The following is a 22,027-nucleotide window of genomic DNA, read 5'->3' as shown; positions in this document are numbered from 1 at the left end:
AGGGCTTCGCAGCCGAGATGGAGGTCTGACATCCGGCGACTTTGTGGTTAGGTCCGGGTCGAAGGCACGGGTACGGACAACGACTACGATCCCAAGGGGCACAACTGCACTGCGGAAGACGCTGCTCGACAAGGGGTGCTGCGCCAGGAGGGCGAATTCCTCGTCTTCACCAGCGACTACAGCTTTTGATCGGCCTCGGCCGCAGCTGCAGCCGTAATCGGAGCGAGCGCAAATGGACGGATCCTGTGGAAGTTGTCCGATGGTCGGACGTACGCCGACTGGGAGGCGAGCCAGGATCAGCCGCCAGCCGTCGTAGACGGAGCAGGAGGCGCAAGCGAAGAGTGAGCGCGCCAATCCTCGATCTTGGGTTTCGTGGCCGAGCGCCTTCGGAAGGGAATATCAACTGCCACGACAAGGCGGACGTGTTTTGATCTGCGTTTTCAATGATAGAATTCCGTACTGTCACCGGTCAGTCCAGAGGTCGAGAGAACAAGGGCAGAGAGAACGCTCGGGAGCCGAGTGTGCTGCGACGTCGCAGTCCAGAGGTTCGCGCCCGAACCGCGCGGTTCCTTGGCGTTTCAGCCGCGCGGCCGCACGCGGAGAATGTTCGAATGGCTAGAAATGGCGGACCGCGTGGGATTCGAACATCCACGACAAAGAAAGTGGCTGGCGGCGACTACGCTAAGCAATGTCGGCTTTTGATAACTCACAAGCGTCAGTAGTATGACCGAAATGCGGGCGCAAAGCTGTCATGCACGCCTCCGCTTGCGAGGGCTGCTTCGGTGTTATTTCCGGCTCCTGGGAATGTCCGCTTGGGTTCCCGCCCGCTTCATGGGTTCGACATGCTGCTGCCAGCGCGCAAGCCGACGGCCATAGGTCGGCCGCATGCCGATTCCGTATGATTGCCTCTAGCATGTCGATGCTGCATTCGACACGCTTGTCTGTCTAATTTTAGAGTGGAGCTCTTCAACTTCGACGCCCAATGCGTTATATAGATTGTGCCCTAGACGGAGGGCGGCGCGCGGCATGGGTCGCGCAGTCGCGCCGTTGCAGGGCGGATTGTCGGACATGGGTTCGGCCCCGCTCGAAAAGGTCCATCGCTGACCATGGGGAAGGCGTGGTTTCGGATAAATCATCCGGAGTCCGCGCCTTATTTATTGTGCGACAGGCTCCGGAGCAGCACGGAGCCGGTCCATGCCAAAGCTTGAAATCATCAATCAGCCGATCGCGGCACTGAAGCCGCGCACCAACAATCCCCGCACGCATTCGAAGAAGCAGATCGAGCAGATCGCCGCCTCGATCAAGCGCTTCGGATTCACCAACCCCGTCCTTGTCGATCAGGAGAATAATGTGATCGCCGGCCATGGCCGGATCGAGGGCGCGAAGCTGCTCGGGATGACTGAAGTGCCGACGGTGTGTCTCGCCCATATGAGCGAGGCCGACATCCGTGCTTATGTTATCGCCGACAACCGTCTCGCGGAGAACGCGGGATGGGATCGGGAGCTCCTGGGCCTCGAGTTTCAGTACCTGTCCGAGCTCGATATTGATCTTGACCTGACCGTCACCGGCTTTGATCTGCCCGAGATCGACGTCCTGATCGGCGAACTGACGCTGGGCGGAGAGGCAGACGAAGATCCCGCAGATGCCGTTCCGGAGCTGGCAGACGGTCCGGCCGTCACCCGGCTGGGCGACGTGTGGCTGATGGGCCCGCATAGGCTCATCTGCGGCGACTCGACGCTTGGCGAGACATATGAGCGGCTGCTCGGGCGCGAGCATGCGCAGATGGTGTTCACGGATGCGCCTTATAATGTGCCGATCGGCGGCCATGTCTCCGGCCTCGGCAAGGTGCAGCACCGCGAGTTCGCGATGGCCTCCGGCGAAATGTCCCCGGACGAGTTCACCGCTTTCCTGACGACCGTCTTCCGCCACCTGGCGGCGCATTCCATCGACGGCGCGATCCATTTTCAGTGCATGGACTGGCGCCACATGACCGAAATGCTGGCGGCCGGCGCGGCCGCCTATGGAGAGCTCAAGAATCTCTGCGTCTGGTCGAAGACCAACGGCGGCATGGGCTCGCTGTACCGGTCCCAGCATGAGCTGGTCTTCGTCTTCAAGGCGGGCACGGCCGCGCACATCAACAATGTCGAGCTGGGAAAGCACGGGCGTTATCGCACCAATGTGTGGACCTATGCTGGTGTCAACAGCTTTGGCGCCGATCGCGATGACCTGGCCATGCATCCGACGGTGAAGCCGGTGGCGCTGGTTGCCGATGCGATCCTCGACTGCTCCCATCGCAGGGCAATCGTGCTCGACGCCTTTGCCGGCTCCGGCACGACGCTTGTCGCCGCCCACAGGACCGGCCGCCGCGGCTATGGCATCGAACTAGACCCCCTCTATTGCGATGTGAGCGTCCGGCGCATGCATGACGTGTGCGGCCTCGAAGCCGTCCTTGAGACGACGGGCCAGGCCTTTGCCGAGGTACAGAAGGAGAGACTGGCCGGGGCGGAACTGGAAGAGGCTGAGGCATGAGCGATTACAAGGTCGGCCGCGGCCGCCCGCCCAGGGAATCGCAGTTCAAGCCGGGCCAGTCCGGCAATCCCGGCGGGCGGCCGAAGAAGAATGGTACCGTGGATGTGCTATCGACTCTGGAAGAGCCGGTCCGGGTCGTCCAGAACGGCCGGGAATGCGTCATGTCTCCGAAGGAAGCCACGATGCGCACAATGGTGGCGAAGGCGGTTAAGAAGGGCGACCTCAACACCATCATCTATCTTATTGAGCAGTTTGAGAAGTACGGGCTTTTAGCGCAGCCCAAGGCAAGTTCCGTGTTGAGGCTGCCTAATTCCATGCCGTGGCGCATGGCCCTGGAAGTGGCCTCGCGTTTCGGTGCACCCTTGTGGACGAAGTCGCAGATTTTGGATGTTCGCAAGCATTATCTCGCCAGCCACACCGAAGAAGAGCGTCTCCTCGATGAAGCATTGGAGTATCTGGACCTATGAGCGGCGGTGACAGCAACGATGAGGGCGGAAGGCGAAAGCCGCCTCAGGGGCGGCGTTTCGGGCCGAGCAATCCCGGCCGGCGCACCGGGCGCAGGAAGGGTGCGCGCAATGTAAAGACGATCGTGGAGGAGATCGCGCGCGAAAAGCACACGGTGAAGCACGGTGACGAGATGCGGCGGCTCACCACCGTGGCTCTCGTTTTCGAAGCCCTCAAGCGGAAGGCGCTAGAAGGGGATGTGCGCGCTATCAGACTCCTCGACCGGCTGCGGGAGCGTTTCTGCAGGGAAGAAAGCGAAACCGGTCTACTGCTTGTGCCTGATGATATGGAACCCCAGGAATGGATCCGGCGGGCGGAGATCCGCAACAAGTTTGCGAAGAAGCCGGGCAGCTGAAGCCAAAAATGACTTCGGCGAAATTGATCGATCCAGATGGGGCCGGTCGGTGTTCAGCAATACCGTGCCGCGTTTGACGCCCACGGCGGATCATGCGGTCGCTGCCGCGTAGCTCGTTTGGATCGGACGAAAGCGCTTCCTCGAAGATTGTCGCCGCCGCTACCGCTGGTCTTTGATGGCGCCGATCCGCCGTCCGCGCATATCACGGATGACACGCTCGCCGAATTCGTTGCTGATGATGTACTGCTGCCGGCCGAAACGATCTCGCACGATCTGCTGGTCGTATACCGCGCCGGGCTCGACGCTCCCGACAGGTAGCCCGCTGCGGTCGTAGAGCCATTTATGGTTCCAGGCGCCAGGGCCGATGGTGCCGATGCGCTGACCGGTTCCCGCATCCTTCCGGACTGAGAAGCCGGTAGTGCCCGGTTCGATGTACTCGCGCGGGATGCCATCGGAGCCGATAATCATTTGCCGGCTTTGGGCGTCGATTTCGGAGGCGGTCAGCATAAGAAGGAGAGAGGCATAGGCGACGCTTCTCATAATGGGCTCCTTTGACCTTGTTGATTTCATAACGACGGGCGTTCCACCCGCGTGGAGGCATTCACGTCTGGACCCTATCGGAACCGCTTGTTCTCGATGCCCATCGCGTGGGCACCTCATCTTCGCCGGGTCATCAGCCAATCGAGCAGGCCGGCATCGAGCGCCTGGCGGGCGATATCGTCGGCTTTCCACAGGTGGAGGTTCGGCTGTTCGGAAGGGAGCGCAATCGCTCCCCTGCTGCTATGGCAGATGAAGAAAAAACGTTCACAGCTTCCATCGGCCGTGAAACGCTTCAGATAGTCAATCACTTGCGCTTGGGCGGCGCCGGTCTTCACCTGCACCCAGGCGGTTTCGCCGGTCGTCGGCTGCTCGTACAGAAGGTCGTAATCAACCTCACCATCGCCGACGGCAGATATGCGCCTCCAGCCGCCGCGCACCAGAATCAGGTCGACTAGGATCTCGAAATCACGCCAGTCGAGATCCCGGACCATTGCCGTCGCCAACTCCTGCAAGCGTCCCTGGAGGGCTGCAACTTCTTCACTGAGCGGATCGGGCTCACCCCGAATGCGGCGCAGCAGATAGTCCTCCCGATCCACCTTGCAGACCGTCATGCGATAGCCCGCGGTGCGCGTCAGCGCAGAGCTCAGCGAGCGCGTGGAGAGCGGCGTGCCGTCCAGAGCGGTGTTGCGCCATCTGCCAGTCAAGCGCCGCTGCCGCGCCGGCAACTCGTCGCCGCGGTTCCCCAGCCAGATCACCTCAGGCTCGGCAAAGGCCCACCAGAGATGGCCGTTCGCCATCGTGACCCACAAGCAATCTGCACCGAGTTCATAGAAGTCACGCAGCTCGCGGAGAGCTTGGCTGGCGCTGGAGTCCTTCCGGCCTTCGGCCAGAAGCGTTGCCCGCACGCTGTCCCAGTGCCCCGAGACGCAGCGAGCATGGTCCACGGTGCGGTAGCCGAACGGCACCGTGCCGGTCTCCAGTGCTTCGCCCGCCCAGGCGCCGCCGCGCCCGAACTTGATGTAGCGCACCTGCTTCGGATTGAACCCTGCCACCTTTACCCTCGCATGTAGACGATCCGTGACATGCATTTGCGCTTGCAAAGGGGAGCGAAGTCAACGGCGAATGTCACTGATCGTCTGTAGATCGATTGTCTACAGCGCGATCACGGTAGGGCGGTGGATGTCATTGATCGCCTTTCTCGGAATCTTCGCCGCCTGCGCCAGCAAAAGGGCTGGTCGCAGGAGGAGTTTGCATTCCATGCTGGAATTCATCGCACCTACGTCAGCGACCTGGAGCGAGGCGCGCGCAATCCCACTGTCACTGTCGTGGACAAGCTCGCCAAGGCGCTTGAGGTGAAGCTCGGCGAGTTGCTGGACTAATCAGGCGTATGAAGGTCGCAGGTTGAAATCCCGCCCGGCATCTACTCCCCACGTGCAATCGTATTGTGCGGGAGAGCCCTCCGCGATCTCCCGCCAAATTCACACTATGCGCCAGAAGCCGCCCTCGGAGACGATCTGACATGATCGCGTTTGGCCGTCAGCGGAGCAACGAGATCGGACCAACAATTTGTCGCGAGCATCGTCGTGACTTGCCTCAAAGTGACCTATCAGAGTCGAGGTATCGACGACCGCTCTGCGCCTCCATTCCGGACGTTAGCGTTGGAACGGGGAGTCTCCAAAAGCGGACCACGCGTTGGGGCTTTGGGGCTCACTGGGATCGCCACGCCTTGGCCTCCATGCCGCGCTGGACTGTGGAAATGTGTGATTTGGGGTGTGCGCTCCCGGCCGGCTATCGGTCATAGTCGCCCCTGTGAACGTTACGACCATACATGACCGCGCTCCCGGCATCCGCTCGCCCTGGATGGCCTTCGAATCCGTCGTCGCTGACCTCTTCGAGGCGGTCGGCTTTCGCGTCGCGCGTTCGCACATAATCGCGGTCGAGGGAAGGCACTACGAGATCGACCTGATCGCCACTGGCAGCGGCGGACAGGTACTGGTTGTCGAGATCAAGGCATACCGCAGCCGCACACCCCGTCTCGAGGACATCGACCGTGCCGCCCGTGTCGCTGCCAACGCGCGGCAGGAACTGGGTGCCTCCGACGCAATCCTCGTACTCAACCTGCGACGCGAAGCCTTGCCCGACCCCGACATGGCGCCTGCCGGCGTTTCCATCCTTTGCCTCGATGATCTGCTTGCCGCCGCAATACCGTATCCGGTGATCCTGAACCGTCTGGGCGCGGTCATCCGCGAGCTCAATTCGGGTCTGCCCGACAGGGAAGAAGCCGTCGATATCGAGGCTGCCCGCAAAGCGGCGCGCCTTCAGACCTTCAAGCAAGGCAAAGCTACCGGCTCGCGTCCGCCGCCGCCCCCTCCGGAAACCAAGGGCCACGAACTGGCCCAAGAGCTGCTCGAGATTACCCCGGGTCGGTCGCTTAAGCCCCAAAGTCTGAGTTCGGGGCGCAAACCGGCGGTCCCATGGCGCCTGTTCGAGACCGTCGCCGAGGAAAGCTTCCAGTATCTCTTCGGCACCGACCTGAGTAACTGGCAGAGCCAGAACCACGTCGCGGGCAAAGACAAGCGGTTCGACGCGCTCGCCAAGGTGACCGGCGACGACGTGTTTTCGCGCAGCCTGATCGAGGATTTCCGCACCCGATACCTGCTGTTCGAGTTCAAGAACTACGGCGTCAAGCTCAAGCCCGACGTTCTGCATATCACCGAGAAATATCTGTTTCCGAGCGCCATGCGTTCTACCGCGATCATCCTTTCGCCCTTGGGCTTCAATGCCGAAAGTCGCGAGACCGCGAGAGGGGCCATGCGCGACGCCGGCAAGCTGATGCTGGACGTCACCAGTTCGGTACTGGCGGAAATGCTAAGGGCCAAGGACGAGGGCAATGTCGCCAACACCAGGTTCGAGCCCATGCTGGACGCGTTCCTGCTCGATCTGGGACGATGAGTTGCACTATCAGGCGAACAGGCCCTCTTCGCGGCGGCCGCGCTGTGTGAAATGCCGTTCGAAGGCGCGACTGACGTTAGTATCTCCCATCGCGTCGCAGATCGCCAGCAAGTCTGGGCTCGTACGGACCTTGAGGCTATAGCGCCGACCGCCGGCTTCCGCTTGGGCCGCCTCCAAAAGGGCCGAGCACTCCGCCGAAAGCGGCGCCGTTGCCCAGAACTCGAACACGATCTCACGGTTGGCCCATTCCGGCCGGGCGTGGGTCGCCCCGAACAGGACCGGCACCTGCTTATGCAGCCAGTTGCGGAACTGGTCATCGGGGACCGTGCCCCAGGGCGCGCTGCTCTTGCACTCGATGAAGACAAGTTCGACATCGCCGCGTTCGACCGTCAGATCGGCCTCCGCCTTGGCCCCGATGACGGCCGGGTCGGAATAAATCCGGTTAAGTACCACCCTGTCGGTACGGAACTCGAAGCGGGCCAAACGGTCGGCCAGGAATTCGAACAGCGTGCCGCGGATCTGCAATGCGGCGCCCTTGATATCGCCGAACGCGCTCAAAAGCGCGTCGAGCCGGGCGACATCGATGCTGGAACCCGACATGAAACCGGCGAAAAAACGTGTCAGTTCGCCCAGAGCCTGCGCGAAATCCCGGCCGAACAGACTACCGGTGGTCGCAGCGATGATCCCCTCGCGCTTGAGCAGGTCACGCGCCGTCCCGCTCATGGATTCGGCGACGAACATCTTGAGGCACTTGACGTTGCGCAACTGGCCCACGGTCCGGCATTTTCGCACGAATGCCCGGACGCCATCGACCTCGACCCGAGCTAACAGGACGTCGGCCACTAGGTATGCGGGCCGCCCGCGCTCCTTGCGTGCGACCGCGGTGACGAGGCCATCGAGATAGCAGGGCGCGGTCAGATCCCAGACCATTGTGCCTACATCCGGCCCGCCGGCCGCCGAGCGGAGCTTCACCCTGTCGTAGCTGACCAGTCCGTTGTTGCGTGCCCAACTGGCCAGGGCGGAGAGCAGGACGGCCTCGGCGGCGAGCCGGGCCCTGGCTTGGACGGTCGGCCAGGCATCGTGACCGCGCGTGCGGGGCCGGACGATCGCCGGCCCGATGCCGTCCACGTCGCGGCGCTCGAGCAGATTGGCCTCGAGGAGCCTTTCGAGGACGCGCTGCGAGCTGACATGTTTCTTCTGTTGGACCGGGGCCCCGGAAACGATGTTGAAATGGGCTTCGGGCACGATGCCGTCGCGGGCGAGGACCGCGCCGAGCGAAGCCCCATAAATTGCGCCGGTTTTTTCGAAAGCGGCAATCAGGGCCGCCCAGAACCGGCGGGATCCGTAATCCTTGGCGAGGTAGCAGAACCGGGCGTTTCGGGGGAAGGGCAGGTAGGCAAGCTTCTTGACCGTCTCGGGCATACGCCGAACCCGCTGGCGCGCCGCGGCCGGCGAAAGACCGAGGGTGCCGTGCAGATGGGCGGTGATGTCGGTCGACAGACACGGGCCGGACGTGTCGAGAAAACGTTCGATTGCGTCACTCACGACCGGCATCCCGGGCTATGTCACACTGCGCTATTAATAGCATGCGTCGGCGCTCGTTTTTCGACTTACGCGTAATAGCATTGATTTTGTTGATGGAATCGCGCTGAAATGGACAGTCCCTGGGACGCTTGTCACAGTGGACGGTGTTACGCCCGGGAGTTTCGGTGTCGCGGCACCATAGCGCCGGACAGAAGTGCTCGTCCTCGGGGTCCCTTTTGTGCAGGATGAGGTCCTTTAGCTCCTTGAGCAGCTCGCTGGCGCCGGCGGCCGCGTAGAAGCTCTCCAGGATGATGTTCAGGTTCTCCAGAACCCGCCTGATGGCGTTCCACAGACCGAAGGCACCACGCATTCCGATGCTCGCTTGGTCTGACCCCTCCAGCAGACAAAAGCTTTTTGCGCTCATATCTTCCTCCTCCTTATTTGGTGGTTACATTCTGCCTCGCTTCCCGTTTGAGGCGAGACGTTCAATCCGCAATGATCCGCGCGCTGGATCGTCACCCGAAATGGGCAGAGATCACCGCCTGCAACTAAGGGCGGGCGTAAACTCCGTGAGCCGCGCCAGAGCGCAGCGCTGGCCGGCGAATTGAGCCCGCTTCCGACGTCGCGCTGTCGCATCGCGAAGGGGGAGGACGGACGCGCCACGTCCGGCTTGCTTGGTAAGCAATTTGCAACATGCCTGGGGATGCATTGCCCGGAGAATCAAGCCTGGAAAATACCCTATGCTAGTATAAGCTCGAATCTTTCAAAGAAGTGGGCAATGAAGGTAGTAAAGCTCGACATAGAGAATTTCCGCGGCATCCGGAACGGAAGCGTGCGCTTCAAAGATCACACGGTGCTGATCGGCCCGAACAATTCGGGCAAGACCACGATCATCGAAGCGCTAGCCCTCGCTCTCGGGCGCGACCGGCTCGTGAGAAATCTCACCGAGCACGATTTCTTCGGCTCCGCGCCGGAAGCGCCGCACCGGATCAAGATTATTGCTACAGTCTGCGGCTTTGCGGGTGACGACGCGTCGGCCTATCCGGACTGGTTTCGGGACGGCCGCGGCGTTCCTGTCTGGTTCGATCCCAGTAATGGTGCGGTAGCGCCGGAAAAGACCGCAGACAGGCAACTGCTTGCCTGCCGGATTGCGCTTTGCGCCAGATTTGACCGCGAGGCACTGGAAGTCGAAACGGCGCGCTATTTCTACGATGATGATGACGCTATCGATGTCTTCGCAGAAGAAGGCCATGTGACGGTCCCGGCGAAGCTCATTCGGGACATCGGCTTTTTCCTCATCCCAGCAAGCCGGTCATGGGACCGGATGCTGTCATTCGGCTCCGAACTCTTCCGCCGCGTTGTGCGCTCCGCGGGCGGCCTGCCTGCCGAGACGATCATCGCCGAGCGTGACCGCCTGCGTAATCCGGCACCCGGTCTGGAGGCTGATGAACGGCTTGAACCAATCGTCTCGGAAGTGAATGACGAGATCACGCGCCTGTTCGGCCGCGCTACACCGCTCAGGCTCAGGCTTACTTCAACCGACAGTGAAGGTGTTCTCGAAGGGCTGGTTCCGCATTTCGACACGGGCCAGGGGGGCGCGATTCCGTCTAGGCGGCAGGGCAGCGGCCTGATTTCACTGCAGAGCCTCTTTCTTCTCCTGCACTTCGGACGAAGGCGCATCAATGAAGATGAAAGCTTTTGCATGGCGCTCGAAGAGCCTGAACTTCACCTCCCCCCGGCTGTCCAGCGGCGGGTGCTTTCTCGCCTCCAGTCACTTTCGACGCAGACGATCGTGACGACGCATTCACCGCTGGTCGCCGCCTATTGCGATCCGACATCCCTGCTCGTTGTCCGCAACGACGACGGCACGCTTGAAGCAAAAGCGTTGCTCGAACAGCCGCTCACGCAGGAGGCGTCCAACGCGGTGCGCAAACTTTTCCAGATCAACCGGGTTGAGACAGCCGCTGCCGTCATGTCGGAAATCGTGCTGGTGCCGGAGGGGCGTTATGACTGCGCTTGGCTTGAGCTGCTGCTGCGCGTTGCTGAACTCGATCAGCAAGCACAGGCGCCCTGTCTGTTCGGGACGCGTATCGGCGTTGCGCCGACCAGCGATGCCAAGGTCCGTGAGACCTGCGACACGCTGGCAAAAAGCCATCCCCGGATTTGTGCTCTCGTGGATGGAGACGCCGACGGCCAGCGCTACGCCGACAACCTCGACGAAGAAGATGCCGGGGCCGGCCGCGTGCTTCTGTGGCCTGACGGGTGGACGATGGAGGACGTTATCGGTTGGATTTTAGCCGCTGATGAGGCGACGGTGCTCGGCGCGCTCAACCGGGATTTCGACAATGGATTCGCCGGAAGACAGGATCTGGTCGATCGCCTGAAATCGGAAAACCGCCACCAGCACGGCTTAAAGGGCGATCTGGTCGCCTATGAGACGATTGCCAACGCCCTCACCGGAAGCGCCGGTTGCAGCGCGCGCACCAAAGACCTCCTCAATGCGATCGCTGCGGCGTGTAGTGGCGAGAATACCGCGCTGTTTTCCTTGGTGCCGGAGCGGGACGGCATGATCCCGAGGATGGCGTTTGCCCCGTGACAGTCGCCGCACTCGAGGGCCCGGCCGGGTCGGGGAAAACACATCGATTGATGGAGGAACTCCAGCAGCATCTCCAGCGGCGGCCGTTGCAAAACCATCAGCGCGTACTTGCTCTGACTTTCATGCATGGTTCCCGGCGCCGGCTCGATGCCCGGCTGGGGGAAATAGAAGGCGGACACGGGCGGTGGTTCGAGGCCGCGACGGTTGACAGCTTTGCCTGGAGGATCGTGCAGCGATGGCGGGCCTTGGCCAGGGCCCGCGGCTATGAGATCCCGGGCGAACGTCAGTATAACCAGACCTGCGCGCTGGGAGCCGCGCTTCTTGAACGTCCGGAAGTGCGTTCGTGGGTGGCCGCAACCTGTCCGGTCGTCATTATAGATGAAGCCCAAGACCTGAACGACGCGCGCTCCCGGATGATCGCAGCGCTCGCGCGGAAATGCGATGTGTTTCTTGCCTTCGATGATTTTCAATGCCTGAATTTGGCCTTGCTGCCGATCGCGGTCAGAGAATGGCTCGGCGAGCACTGCGAGCCGGCTACATTGACCGGGTGCCGCAGAACCGACGATGCGGAACTGATTGAAGCGGCGCTTGCGCTGCGCGAGGGCCGCGACCTTCAGCTGGAAGGCGGACGGCGCTTCAAAGTGGCAGTCAGGGATGGACGGGCCCCCTACTTCACGGCGGCAGCCACTCTTGCGAATGCTATTCGCTGGCGCGGTGACGACGGAAGTTTCGCATTTCTGACGCCATCGCGGCAGGGCGGCTTTGCCGACACGCTAGTGGACCTCGTGAGTTCAAGGTCTATAGGACGGCACAATAGCGGCCCGTACCGTATCGCGTGGGAGAATACTGAAGAAGCGAATGCGGCCCGCCTTTGGGACGAGCTGGAGTTTCCCGATCGCTGTTCGGTCGCTGAGGCCCTCGCGTTTCTTGAATCGCATCGCGGCGAACCCGCGCTAAGGGCGGTGCGGGAATGGCTCAGACGGCAGCAAAATACGATTGGTATGGAGGAGATCAGCGCCGCCGAAGCGCGGCGGTATTTTGACCGCGTAACGGCGCAGCGCCGCCGCTTCGGGGCGCAGCGTGAACCGACCTACACGGCAATGACGATCCAGCAGGCGAAGAATCGCGAGTTCGACCACGTTGTCGTAGCTTGGCCGTTTGCCGTCAGGGACGATGACGAACAAAAGCGGCGTCTTCTATATAACGCGATCACACGCGCTAGACGGAGTTGCATGGTCCTTGTGCAGGCACAGCGGCTTGTTGAAACCCCGCCGTTCGTTGCAATGGCCGACGGCTAGCTGATGAGAAGAGGGGCAAAGCGGCATCCGGTGCTCACTATGATTCCGATCACTGGGCGCGGCAACTTTCTACGGTTTGCGCTTCATAGCTGACGTTCCGCTGTCGGCCCCATTTCGGACAACCTGTTCGAGCCGTGGCTTCCTATGCCTCTTTACCCAATATAGCCTGGATTGCGGCGGAAAGAATGTTGATGGTTTCGCCGAGTGTCTGGAGGCGAGCGGCCATCTCGGACGCCAGCCCTTTCGCTGCCCCTCGACGGACAATGCGGCTGCGTCCTCCGCAGCGGCCGTGACGAGATAGAACAGGCGTCGAATAATGTCCTCGCGCCTTTCAGGATCAGGTTCGATCGCCGTATCGGCAAGAAGCTCTGGTCGGGCGCAGAAGTCCAGATGCAGCTTTCGTCGCGCGGTCGCACTTTCCGCTCGACTTGCTGGCTCGGGCAAGCATTGCTGCTGACGTGAATCGCGGTCGGTCTTTTCGGCCGCTGCCCGATTGGCATCTTCGCCAGGCGGGCTGTGGGTGGTGGGAGAGCGGCATGATGCTGCTCCCTTGTAGAGGAGACACCCACAATGACCACCAAGCTCAACGACCTGCAGCTCGTGCTGCTCTCGGAGGCGGCCAACAGGGAAGACGGAAACCTGCTTCCAATTCCGAAGAGCATTTCGGCCGACGATAATCGCGTGAAGGCAGCGATCGCGTCTCTGGTCCGACGGAAGCTCGCCGCGCGGGTAGGCGATCATGTGATGATCACCGACGCCGGCCGTGCCGCCATCGGGGTGGAAGACGATTCCCCAGGTGCCGAGATCGTCGCGGATGGGAATTCTCCCGAAACGCCAGCCCCGGCGGCGCTTCCCTCCGCCCGCACCGGGACGAAGGCTGCGCTGCTGGTTGAGCTGCTCTCGCGCGATGGCGGAGCCACTCTCGATGATCTCACATCAGTGACAGGTTGGCTCCCACACACCGTGCGAGCGGCGCTGACCGGCCTGCGCAAGAAGGGCCGAAGCATCTCCAGCGAGAAGGTCGATGGTGTTCGGGTGTGGCGGATTGTCGAGAAATGAGAAAGCGAAAGGACATTGTTGCGCAGCTGGAAGAGCTCGAGGCAATGGACCTCGAGCAGCTGCGCGACGCATGGCGAAGGCGATGCCGGAGCGCACCGCCGGCGGTCAAGTCAGGCCTGCTCCGGCTGGCGCTGGCCTATCGATTGCAGGAGAAGGCCTTCGGCGGCCTAACAAATGCAACGCGGCGCCAGCTTCGCGAGACGGTGGCGATCGGCCAACCTCGATCCTCCATTCGACCCGGCATGCGGTTGATGCGGGTGTGGAAGGGTACGACGCATGTGGTCACCATGGGGGAGGAAGGCGTGATCCGCTGGAACGGCCGTGAGTGGCGCAGCCTGAGCCAGGTAGCCCGTGCCATCACTGGGACCCACTGGTCAGGTCCTGCCTTCTTCGGCTTTAGGGCAAAGCGAGATAAAATCACATGAAGCCGGTCCGCTGCGCGATCTACACCCGCAAGTCGCATGAAGAAGGGCTTGAGCAGGAATTCAACTCTTTGGATGCGCAGTTTGCCGCCTGCTCGGCCTATATCGCGAGCCAAACGGGCGAGGGATGGACTCTCGTCGACGAGCGATATGACGATGGCGGCATCTCCGGCGGAACGCTGGAACGACCGGCGCTCCAGCGCCTGCTATCGGACATCAAAGTCGGCAGGATCGACATTGTCGTCGTCTACAAGGTCGACCGGCTGACCCGCTCGCTGCTCGACTTCGCGAAGTTGGTCGAGGCGTTCGACAGCGCCGGGACCAGCTTCGTCTCGGTCACCCAATCATTCAACACCACGACCAGCATGGGCCGGCTGACGCTCAACATGCTTTTGTCCTTCGCGCAGTACGAGCGCGAAGTGACTGCCGAACGCATTCGCGACAAGCTCGCTGCCTCCAAGCAGCGGGGCATGTGGATGGGCGGAGTGCCGCCGCTCGGCTACAGGCCCAGCGGCCGCAGCCTTGAGATCGTTGAGGAGCATGCGGAGCTGATCCGTTTGATCTTCCGCACCTATCTTGAACTCGGCAGCGTTCGCGCCGTCAGCAACCGGTTTGAGGCCGATGGCATCAGAAAGCCCGTGCGCTATTCGAAGGCCGGCAATCCGATCGGCGGCGGCCCGTTCATCCGCAGCGAGATATACGGCGTCCTGCAGAACCCGATCTACATCGGCCGCGTTCGCCACGGCGATGCCAGCTACCCCGGCCTGCATCCACCCATCGTCGAGCTGGAACTTTGGGAGAATGTCCAGCAGGAGTTACGAGAGCATGGCGGCGGCCGCAGATCAGCCCCACCGATACGCCACACGTCGGTGCTTTCGGATTTGCTGTTCGATGATCGAGGCGAACGGCTGGTGGCAGTTCACGCCAACAAAAGCAAAGTCCGCTACCGCTACTATGTCAGCCGGTCGCTTCACCGAAACCCGGACGGGCGCAAGAGTGGTGGCATTCGCGTTCCCGCAAAGGAGATTGAGGCGCTGGTCATCGGTCGCCTCTGCGGAGCACTAGCAGACCCGACCTTCTTGTTTAAGACCATCGAAATGCAATTGCCTCCTGGAGCGGGCCCTCATGCGGTCACCAATTCGGGGATGGATCTCGCGGCCCGCCTCAGGAACTTGAATGGAGGCGCGGTTCAAACACTGTTGCGCGACCTGATCGCCCGCATCGAGGTGAGGCCATCCGAAGTGCGCATTCATCTGAACCCAACTGGTTGGGGCAGACATCTCGGTATTGCAATCGACACTGAAGCCGCGCTGCGTCCGATCATCGTCCCCGCCACGGTCAAGCGTTCCGGCCGGGCCGTGCGGATGATGCTGGACGACGGATGCGCGGCAACTGACCGGGAACCGGACGTGCGGCTGATCAGCACGATCGCCAAGGCGCATCGCTGGTGGAACCGCCTCCTCGACGAGCCCGGGCTCAACGTCACCGACCTTGCCAAAGCAGAAAGGGTGACGCCGGCTTATGTCACCCGAATTATCCGCTTGGCCTTTCTCGATCCGGCCATCGTAGCGAAAAACGTGGGGGGCAAGGCGCCGCCGCATATGGATACCAAGCGGCTCACTCAAGCGGATGCGATCCCTATCACCTGGGTGGAGCAGCGTCTCCACCTTGGCATCTCCGCCGGCCGCTAACCCTTTCATTTAGAAAGCCTCAGTTGGCATTTCGCAGGTGCCGGCTGATATAGCGTTTGGGATTAGCCATCCGGAAGTACAGGTGGAAAACGAGACCACGCAAATGACCTACTGAGAAAATGGGAACGTCAAGCCAGACCTTCCGCGGATTCAGCGCGTCTCTGCAGTCGCGAACCATAGCCCAAAACGCCCAGAGCCGGCGCCAAGCGGAGGGAGAAACCCTCGTTCGACGAGCTGACAAACAGAATTGTGGCGGAGAGAGAGGGATTCGAACCCTCGATACGGTTTCCCGTATACACGCGTTCCAGGCGTGCGCCTTCAACCACTCGGCCACCTCTCCGCATGCGGCATTGTCGCCAAGACCGCATGGGGCATCGCCATGCCCGGGGCTCATCTAGTCGAATTGTCGGCAAATGCCAAGACCTCACGGGTATTCACGTTTTCGCTTCGTGCCGCGCCGCGGAGATTGCCATCGGTGCCGCCCGCGCCTATCTCATGGAAAGCCATCGCCCACGGGTCCGACCATGCGTTTCGTCCTGCGCCTGCTTTCGATGCTTTCCCTCGCGGTTGCCGTTATCATGGCGGTGGTGGACGCGACGCGCACGGTTGCCGTGGAGGCGCTCACCTTCACGCCTCTGGGTGAAAGCTGGCGGGCGGTCTCGCCCGAGACGTATCGATCGGTCGGTGACGCCGTCTCCGACGCTCTTCCGTGGTTGTGGGATCCGGTGGTGCCCGCGATCCTTTCGTTGCCTGGCTGGGCCGTGTTTGCCGCGCTCGCGCTCGTTTTCTACGCCGCCGGCCACCGGCGTCCGCGACACGGGACTTACGCTTCCATTCCCCGCTAGGCCCGATCGTGCGGTTTGCGTGGTTCACAGAAAACCGGTTCCCATCTTTTTGGGAATTGCTCGAAGAGGAAGGAGAGATCGATGTTCCTCCAGATGTCGGAAAAGAAGCTGCGGATGCCCTCGCCCGAAGAGGCGCTGCCCGGCCGGGATGAACCGATCCCTACCGCCGCGCATCACTTCGTCAGCGGCCGTCCGCTCAAGGGGCCCTATCCGGAAGGCACCGAACAGGTGCTGTTCGGCATGGGCTGCTTCTGGGGCGCGGAGCGTCTGTTCTGGCAGGCCGAGGGCGTGTGGGTGACCGCCGTCGGCTATGCCGGCGGCCTGACGCCCAACCCCACCTATCGGGAAACCACGACCGGGCTGACCGGCCATGCCGAGGTCGTCCTGGTGGTTTACGACCCGCAGGCCGTGTCCTTTGCGACGCTTTTGAAGCTGTTCTGGGAAGGCCACGACCCGACCCAGGGCATGCGCCAGGGCAATGACGTTGGCACGACCTACCGCTCGGCGATTTATGCCACCACGGATGCACAGCTTGCCGAGGCGCGCGCCTCGCGCGATGCCTATGCCGAGGCGCTGCGGGCGGCTGGCGCCGACCCCGTCACGACGGAGATCGGGCCGGCACCGGACTTCTATTTCGCCGAAGCCGAGCATCAGCAGTATCTGGCGAAGAATCCGGGCGGCTACTGCGGTTTGAAGGGCACCGGCGTGACCTGTCCGGTGGCCGGCGGCGCGGCGGCTTAGGGCCGCTGAACCGTTCCGTCTCCGGGCGCGCAGGGGGCGGGGACCGACGCCATTTTCCGCGTGAAATTTCCCGTTGCCCGTGCAACAGTGAGCGCGAGCAGGGCGAAGCCTGCCGGGCGGGCGGCGCCGTTTTGCAACCGGCCCGCCTCAAAATCTGAAGAAACCGACAGGGTGTGGATCACATGAAGCGTATCGTTCTCGGCCTTGTGGCTGTAACCGCGATGGCGACGGCGGCCGTCGCCCAGGAGGAGTTCGCGCCAGCGCTGCTTTATGATCTGGGCGGCAAGTTCGACAAATCCTTCAATGAGATGGCCTATATGGGCGCGGAGCGGTTCAAGGAAGAAACGGGCGTCGAGTATGTCGAGTTCGAGATTTCCAACGATGCCCAGCGCGAGCAGGCGCTGCGCCGCTTCGCCGAACGCGGCCGCAACCCCATCGTCATGGCCGGCTTCACCTGGGTGGAGTTCCTCGACAAGGTGGCACCGGACTATCCGGACGTAAGCTTCACCATCATCGATGATCGTGTGGACCAGCCGAATGTGCGCTCCATCACCTTCAAGGAGCAGGAAGGGTCCTATCTCGTCGGCATGCTGGCGGCCATGGCTTCCGAAACCGGGACGGTCGGCTTCGTTGGCGGCATGCAGGTGCCGCTGATCGGCAAGTTCGAGTGCGGCTATGTGGGCGGCGTCAAGGCCGCGGATCCGGAAGCCCGGGTGATCCGCAACTATACGGGCGATACGCCGGCGGCCTGGAACGACCCGACCAAGGGTGGCGAGATCACGCGCACGCAGATCGACCAGGGCGCGGACGTCATCTATCACGCCGCCGGCGGCACGGGCGTCGGCGTCCTCCAGGCGGCGGCGGATGCCGGCAAGCTCGGCATCGGCGTGGATTCCAATCAGAACTACCTGCACCCTGGCCATGTGCTGACCTCCATGGTCAAGGGCGTGGACGTGGCCGTCTACAACGCCTTCATGGATGCCATGAACGGGGAGTTCACCTATGGCGCGCAGGACCTCGGCCTTGCCGAGGATGCCGTCGGCTATGCGGTCGACGAGCACAATGAGGACCTCATCACCGAGGAGATGAGGACCGCCGTCGAGGAGGCGAAGGCCGACATCATCGCCGGCGAGATCGAAGTTCACAACTACCTGGAAGACAACAGCTGCCCGTACTGGTAAGCGACACCTTCAAGGGCGGAAAGGGGCCGTCTGCGGCCCCTTTTCATATGTTCGGACACCGCGCCCGCGCCAATGCGGTCGGCCGGCCAAGTTGAGGAATACGGGACATGAACGATATCGCGCCGGTGCTGGAGCGTCTCGACGGTGCGCTGGACGACAGTCTCGAGCGGCTTTTCGGCTTGCTGGCGATTCCGTCGATCTCGACGGATCCCGCTTATGCGCAGGCCTGCCGCGAGGCGGCCGAATGGCTGGTGGCGGATCTGCGTTCGATCGGCTTTGCCGCCGATCTGCGCGAGACGCCGGGCCACCCGATGGTCGTTGCCCATCACGAGGGGGAGGGGCCGCACGTGCTCTTCTACGGCCACTACGACGTGCAGCCGGTCGACCCGCTGGGGCTGTGGGAGAGCGACCCCTTCGCGCCGGCCTTGAAGGAGGTCGAGCCTGGCCGCAAGGTCATCACCGGACGCGGCACGTCCGACGACAAGGGCCAGCTCATGACCTTCGTCGAGGCCTGCCGCGCCTACAAGGCCGTCAACGGCAAGCTGCCCTGCCGGGTCACGATCCTCTTCGAGGGCGAGGAGGAATCGGGATCGCCTTCTCTGAAACCCTTCCTGAAGGCCCATGCCGAGGAGCTGAAGGCAGATGTCGCGCTGGTCTGCGACACCACCATGTGGGACCGCGAAACACCCGCCATCTGCGTCGGCCTGCGCGGTCTCGTCGGCGAGGAAGTGAAGGTCAAGGCGGCCGATCGCGACCTGCATTCGGGATTCTTCGGCGGCGTGGCCGCAAATCCGATCCGCATCCTCGCCAAGGCTCTGGCCGACCTGCACGACGAGGACGGCCGCGTCACCATTCCGGGCTTTTATGAAGGGGTGGAGGAGACCCCGCCGGAGGTGCTCGAAAGCTGGACCAAGCTTGGCGAGACGGCCGAAAGCATGCTCGCCCCGATGGGTCTTTCCGTGCCCGCCGGCGAGAAAGGCCGCAGCGCGCTGGAGCTCGTCTGGGCGCGGCCGACGGCGGAATTCAACGGCATCATCGGCGGCTACACGGGCGAGGGCTTCAAGACCGTCATCCCGGCCGAGGCGTCGGCCAAGGTTTCCTTCCGCCTCGTGCACGAGCAGGACCCGGACCGGATCCGCGAAGCCTTCCGCGCCTTCGTGCGTGAGCGCATCCCGGCCGATTGCACCGTCGAATTCGCTCCGCACGGCGGTTCCAAGGCCATCCAGCTTTCCTACGATTCGCCGCTCGTCACCACCGCCCAGGGCGCGCTCTCGGAAGAGTGGGACAAGCCGGCGGTCACCATCGCCATGGGCGGCTCCATCCCCATTGTCGGCGATTTCCAGGCGCTGCTCGGCATGGATTCGCTGCTGGTCGGCTTCGGCCTTTCGGACGACCGCATTCATTCACCCAACGAGAAATACGAGCTCAGCTCCTTCCACAAGGGACAGCGCTCCTGGGCGCGCATCCTGGCTGCGCTCGCACGCGGATAGGATTCATGACGATCAGATTTCATCAGTACGACCTGCCCGATCTTTCCCGCTACGATGTCGAGGCGGTCGCCATCGACACCGAAACGCTGGGCCTGAAGCCGCACCGCGACCGGCTGTGCGTCGTACAGCTTTCACCGGGCGACGGCACCGCCGACGTGGTGCAGATCGCCGCCGGCCAGAATCAGGCGCCGAACCTCACCGCGCTGCTCGGCGACAACCGCATCACCAAGCTCTTTCACTACGCCCGTTTCGACATCGCCGTGCTCTACCATGCCTTCGGCGTCATGGCCGAGCCGCTCTTCTGCACCAAGATCGCCTCCCGCCTCACCCGCACCTATACGGACCGCCACGGCCTGAAGGAGCTGTGCGGCGAACTGATCGGCGTCACCCTGTCGAAGGCGCAGCAGTCTTCGGACTGGGCGGCCGAAAAGCTGACGCCGGAACAGCTCGAATACGCCGCCTCGGACGTGCTCTACCTCCATCAGTTGCGCGATGCGCTCATGGGCCGGCTTGAGCGGGAGAACCGCTTGCGCGAGGCGCAGGCGTGCTTCACTTTTCTGCCCACCCGCGCCCGGCTCGACCTGATGGGCTGGGAGGACCAGGATATCTTCTCCCACAGTTGAAGCGCGGGGTTCTGCTCTCCCCCGTCATCCCGGCCGAGCCGCGAAGCCGCGCCGAGCCGGGACCCATTGAGAGGCGCGGCCTCTCTCCAAAGAAAGCGCTGCCGGCACGAACATAGCCGGACGAGAATTGGGCCGTGCTCGATGATCTTCTGGCCAACGGGCCCCGGATAAGCCTTCGGCCTTCCGGGGGGTGACGACACTGTTTTAGCCACGTGGCAAAATTTTTCACATGCGACTGCCCTGGACCAGAGGGGCCGACGGAGTGCCGTCCTGGCGGGAACTAACCGGCCGCCATCCGTGCCGGTTGCGCCCCGGTGCCCGTCCGTTCGATCCGCGCCCAGGCCGGCCGTTCGAAGAGGAACCGGCCGTAGCCCGTCCACTGAACGAGGCCGTAGAGCACCACCGGCCCGGCCACGCCGGCGAGCGTGACCATCAGTGAGACGAGGCCCACATCGGCGATGATTCCCGTCTTCAGAAGCAGGACGCGTGTCGTCGCCATAGGCAGGAAGAAGGCCAGATAGACGACGATCGAATGTCCGCCCAGCCAGGTCAGCCACCGCATCGGCCGTACGGGCGCCAGGAGGGCCGCAGCGCCGACGATGAACATGGCACCGGCGAGCCCGAGCAGGAGCGAGACGAGCGGCAGCTCCGAAAACCCGCCGGTGGCGCCGGAATAGCCGGATTCCGGCTGCAGCCAGGCGGTCAGGCTCTCCGGCACCGGCGTGAAGACAAGGAACCCGTGCAGCGGCGCCCATAGGAGTGCCAGCCCGGCGAAGGCGCCCGGATGCGCACGCACCCATGCGGCAAAGGCGAAGATCCGGGCGGCAAAGGCATAGCCGGCGAAGAAGAAGACGTAGCGCCCGCAGAACTCGTCCACGATGACCGAGCCCGTGTGGATCGGCAGCGCTTCGAGCAGGGCTGCCCCGAGAAAGACGCTCCAGAGCGGCAGCCGTTTGACAAGCCGCGTGAAGACGAAGAAGACCGGCAGGAGATAGATGAACCAGAGCGTGCCGAAGGGGTCGACATAGGCGCGCAGATAGGCCTCGAGGGCCGTACCCCAGCCGGCCTCCGTGGCCATTCCCGGCGCCTTGGAGGCGAACTGGATCGTTAGCCACAGCACGTAGAAATAGGCGAAATGCACTACCTTGCGGTCGAGATAGCGCCGCCAGGGACGGTCGATCACCAAACCGAGGAAGAGACCCGAAATGAGGAAGAAGTCCGGCATACGGAAAGGCCGGGCGAAGGCGACCACCTGATGCATGAAGCCCTCCCGGCCTGCCGCCAGCTCGACGCCGAGCGTCGAGTGCATCATGACAACCATGATGATGCACAGCCCCTTCGCCGCGTCCACCCATTCGACGCGCTGCCGTGTGCTTCCGCCGGATTGTACCTGCAAGCCGCAACCCCCTGTTCCGTGACTTGAGGATAGCCGCCGCTTACCAGCGAACGGTTAATGCGCGGCGGCTCGCGGTGGAAAACGCTTAACGGCCCCTTAAACCGCCGCCATTAGCGTGCACCGCACGGTCGGGCGCTTGAATAGGCGCGAAGACGAGGACCTTGTGGGGCATGGCCAAACGCAAGCAGAAGAAGCGCATCGAGCCGACTTTCGGCACGCCGGCTCCGGCGCGCAAGCGCACGGGTTCGGCCGGCCAGTCGGACCGCGTGCTGCCGCCGGCG

At 62.8% G+C, this 22,027-nt stretch carries 20 protein-coding genes and 1 tRNA gene; 15 read left to right on the top strand and 6 right to left on the bottom strand.

Features of this window, described 5'->3' with window-relative positions:
- The first annotated feature begins 1,194 nt into the window (after positions 1-1,194).
- The 3 genes from ACFP9U_RS06985 to ACFP9U_RS06975 are packed head-to-tail and all read left to right on the top strand — an operon-like array spanning position 1,195 to position 3,388.
- On the top strand, positions 1,195-2,529 hold the full coding sequence (locus tag ACFP9U_RS06985) for a site-specific DNA-methyltransferase (RefSeq protein WP_378620077.1): 1,335 nt from the start codon (positions 1,195-1,197) through the stop codon (positions 2,527-2,529).
- Positions 2,526-2,996 (top strand): DUF5681 domain-containing protein, encoded by a 471-nt coding sequence (locus ACFP9U_RS06980; protein WP_378620076.1) that lies wholly within the window; start codon positions 2,526-2,528, stop codon positions 2,994-2,996. The genes ACFP9U_RS06985 and ACFP9U_RS06980 overlap by 4 nt, the downstream gene beginning before the upstream one ends.
- Positions 2,993-3,388, top strand: a complete 396-nt coding sequence (locus ACFP9U_RS06975) for a DUF5681 domain-containing protein (RefSeq protein WP_378620074.1) — start codon at positions 2,993-2,995, stop codon at positions 3,386-3,388. The genes ACFP9U_RS06980 and ACFP9U_RS06975 overlap by 4 nt, the downstream gene beginning before the upstream one ends.
- Before the next feature lie 159 nt (positions 3,389-3,547).
- Here ACFP9U_RS06975 and ACFP9U_RS06970 read toward each other — a convergent pair whose 3' ends face one another.
- Complete coding sequence (locus tag ACFP9U_RS06970) at positions 3,548-3,928, bottom strand: hypothetical protein (RefSeq protein WP_378620073.1); 381 nt, start codon at positions 3,926-3,928, stop codon at positions 3,548-3,550.
- 116 nt (positions 3,929-4,044) lie between these two features.
- Entirely contained in the window at positions 4,045-4,980 is a 936-nt protein-coding gene (locus ACFP9U_RS06965) for a restriction endonuclease (protein WP_378620071.1), read from the bottom strand.
- 123 nt (positions 4,981-5,103) lie between these two features.
- On the opposite strand from ACFP9U_RS06965, the gene ACFP9U_RS06960 reads away from it, so the two are divergent.
- Positions 5,104-5,307 carry a helix-turn-helix domain-containing protein gene (locus ACFP9U_RS06960; RefSeq protein WP_378620070.1) on the top strand — a complete coding sequence of 68 codons (204 nt, stop codon included), beginning with the start codon at positions 5,104-5,106 and terminating at the stop codon, positions 5,305-5,307.
- A 481-nt stretch (positions 5,308-5,788) separates the two neighbouring features.
- Positions 5,789-6,880 carry a restriction endonuclease gene (locus ACFP9U_RS06955; RefSeq protein ID WP_378620068.1) on the top strand — a complete coding sequence of 364 codons (1,092 nt, stop codon included), beginning with the start codon at positions 5,789-5,791 and terminating at the stop codon, positions 6,878-6,880.
- Between the two features lie 9 nt (positions 6,881-6,889).
- Here ACFP9U_RS06955 and ACFP9U_RS06950 read toward each other — a convergent pair whose 3' ends face one another.
- Positions 6,890-8,434, bottom strand: coding sequence for a hypothetical protein (locus tag ACFP9U_RS06950; RefSeq protein ID WP_378620066.1), 1,545 nt, complete (start codon positions 8,432-8,434; stop codon positions 6,890-6,892).
- The gene (locus tag ACFP9U_RS06945; protein WP_378620065.1) at positions 8,418-8,828 is read right to left on the bottom strand and encodes a hypothetical protein; all 411 of its coding nucleotides are present in this window, start codon (positions 8,826-8,828) and stop codon (positions 8,418-8,420) included. The genes ACFP9U_RS06950 and ACFP9U_RS06945 overlap by 17 nt, the downstream gene beginning before the upstream one ends.
- Positions 8,829-9,182: 354 nt before the next feature.
- On the opposite strand from ACFP9U_RS06945, the gene ACFP9U_RS06940 reads away from it, so the two are divergent.
- The 5 genes from ACFP9U_RS06940 (at position 9,183) to ACFP9U_RS06920 (ending at position 15,470) form a co-directional block, all read left to right on the top strand.
- A complete protein-coding gene (locus tag ACFP9U_RS06940) occupies positions 9,183-11,000 on the top strand; it encodes an ATP-dependent nuclease (protein ID WP_378620104.1) in 1,818 nt (605 codons plus the stop codon).
- A complete protein-coding gene (locus ACFP9U_RS06935; protein ID WP_378620063.1) occupies positions 10,997-12,298 on the top strand; it encodes an ATP-dependent helicase in 1,302 nt (433 codons plus the stop codon). Before ACFP9U_RS06940 ends, ACFP9U_RS06935 begins: the two co-directional genes overlap by 4 nt.
- A 570-nt stretch (positions 12,299-12,868) precedes the next feature.
- Positions 12,869-13,357 carry a DUF3489 domain-containing protein gene (locus ACFP9U_RS06930; protein WP_378620061.1) on the top strand — a complete coding sequence of 163 codons (489 nt, stop codon included), beginning with the start codon at positions 12,869-12,871 and terminating at the stop codon, positions 13,355-13,357.
- Entirely contained in the window at positions 13,354-13,782 is a 429-nt protein-coding gene (locus ACFP9U_RS06925) for a DUF2924 domain-containing protein (protein WP_378620060.1), read from the top strand. The genes ACFP9U_RS06930 and ACFP9U_RS06925 overlap by 4 nt, the downstream gene beginning before the upstream one ends.
- The gene (locus ACFP9U_RS06920; protein ID WP_378620058.1) at positions 13,779-15,470 is read left to right on the top strand and encodes a recombinase family protein; all 1,692 of its coding nucleotides are present in this window, start codon (positions 13,779-13,781) and stop codon (positions 15,468-15,470) included. The genes ACFP9U_RS06925 and ACFP9U_RS06920 overlap by 4 nt, the downstream gene beginning before the upstream one ends.
- A 250-nt stretch (positions 15,471-15,720) precedes the next feature.
- On the opposite strand, the gene ACFP9U_RS06915 is transcribed toward ACFP9U_RS06920, so the two are convergent.
- Positions 15,721-15,810, bottom strand: a tRNA-Ser gene (locus ACFP9U_RS06915).
- A gap of 184 nt (positions 15,811-15,994) precedes the next feature.
- Here ACFP9U_RS06915 and ACFP9U_RS06910 point away from each other — a divergent pair.
- From ACFP9U_RS06910 to ACFP9U_RS06890, 5 genes are all read left to right on the top strand, one after another.
- Positions 15,995-16,315, top strand: a complete 321-nt coding sequence (locus ACFP9U_RS06910) for a hypothetical protein (protein WP_378620056.1) — start codon at positions 15,995-15,997, stop codon at positions 16,313-16,315.
- A gap of 81 nt (positions 16,316-16,396) precedes the next feature.
- Positions 16,397-17,056 (top strand): peptide-methionine (S)-S-oxide reductase MsrA, encoded by a 660-nt coding sequence (msrA, locus tag ACFP9U_RS06905; RefSeq protein WP_378620055.1) that lies wholly within the window; start codon positions 16,397-16,399, stop codon positions 17,054-17,056.
- A gap of 182 nt (positions 17,057-17,238) precedes the next feature.
- Positions 17,239-18,237 (top strand): BMP family lipoprotein, encoded by a 999-nt coding sequence (locus ACFP9U_RS06900; RefSeq protein WP_378620052.1) that lies wholly within the window; start codon positions 17,239-17,241, stop codon positions 18,235-18,237.
- Between the two features lie 107 nt (positions 18,238-18,344).
- Positions 18,345-19,727: a dipeptidase gene (locus ACFP9U_RS06895; protein ID WP_378620050.1), complete on the top strand. Its 1,383-nt coding sequence runs from the start codon at positions 18,345-18,347 to the stop codon at positions 19,725-19,727.
- Between the two features lie 5 nt (positions 19,728-19,732).
- Positions 19,733-20,350, top strand: coding sequence for a ribonuclease D (locus ACFP9U_RS06890; protein WP_378620049.1), 618 nt, complete (start codon positions 19,733-19,735; stop codon positions 20,348-20,350).
- A 280-nt stretch (positions 20,351-20,630) separates the two neighbouring features.
- Here the strand turns inward: ACFP9U_RS06890 and ACFP9U_RS06885 are convergent, their stop codons facing one another.
- Positions 20,631-21,746 (bottom strand): acyltransferase family protein, encoded by a 1,116-nt coding sequence (locus ACFP9U_RS06885; RefSeq protein WP_378620047.1) that lies wholly within the window; start codon positions 21,744-21,746, stop codon positions 20,631-20,633.
- Between the last annotated feature and the right edge of the window lie 281 nt (positions 21,747-22,027).

The sequence above is a fragment of the Nitratireductor sp. GCM10026969 genome (assembly GCF_042660605.1).
Lineage (GTDB): Bacteria > Pseudomonadota > Alphaproteobacteria > Rhizobiales > Rhizobiaceae > Chelativorans.
Note: the sequence above shows the minus strand (reverse complement) of the source record. Positions and strands in the feature narration are given on the sequence as shown.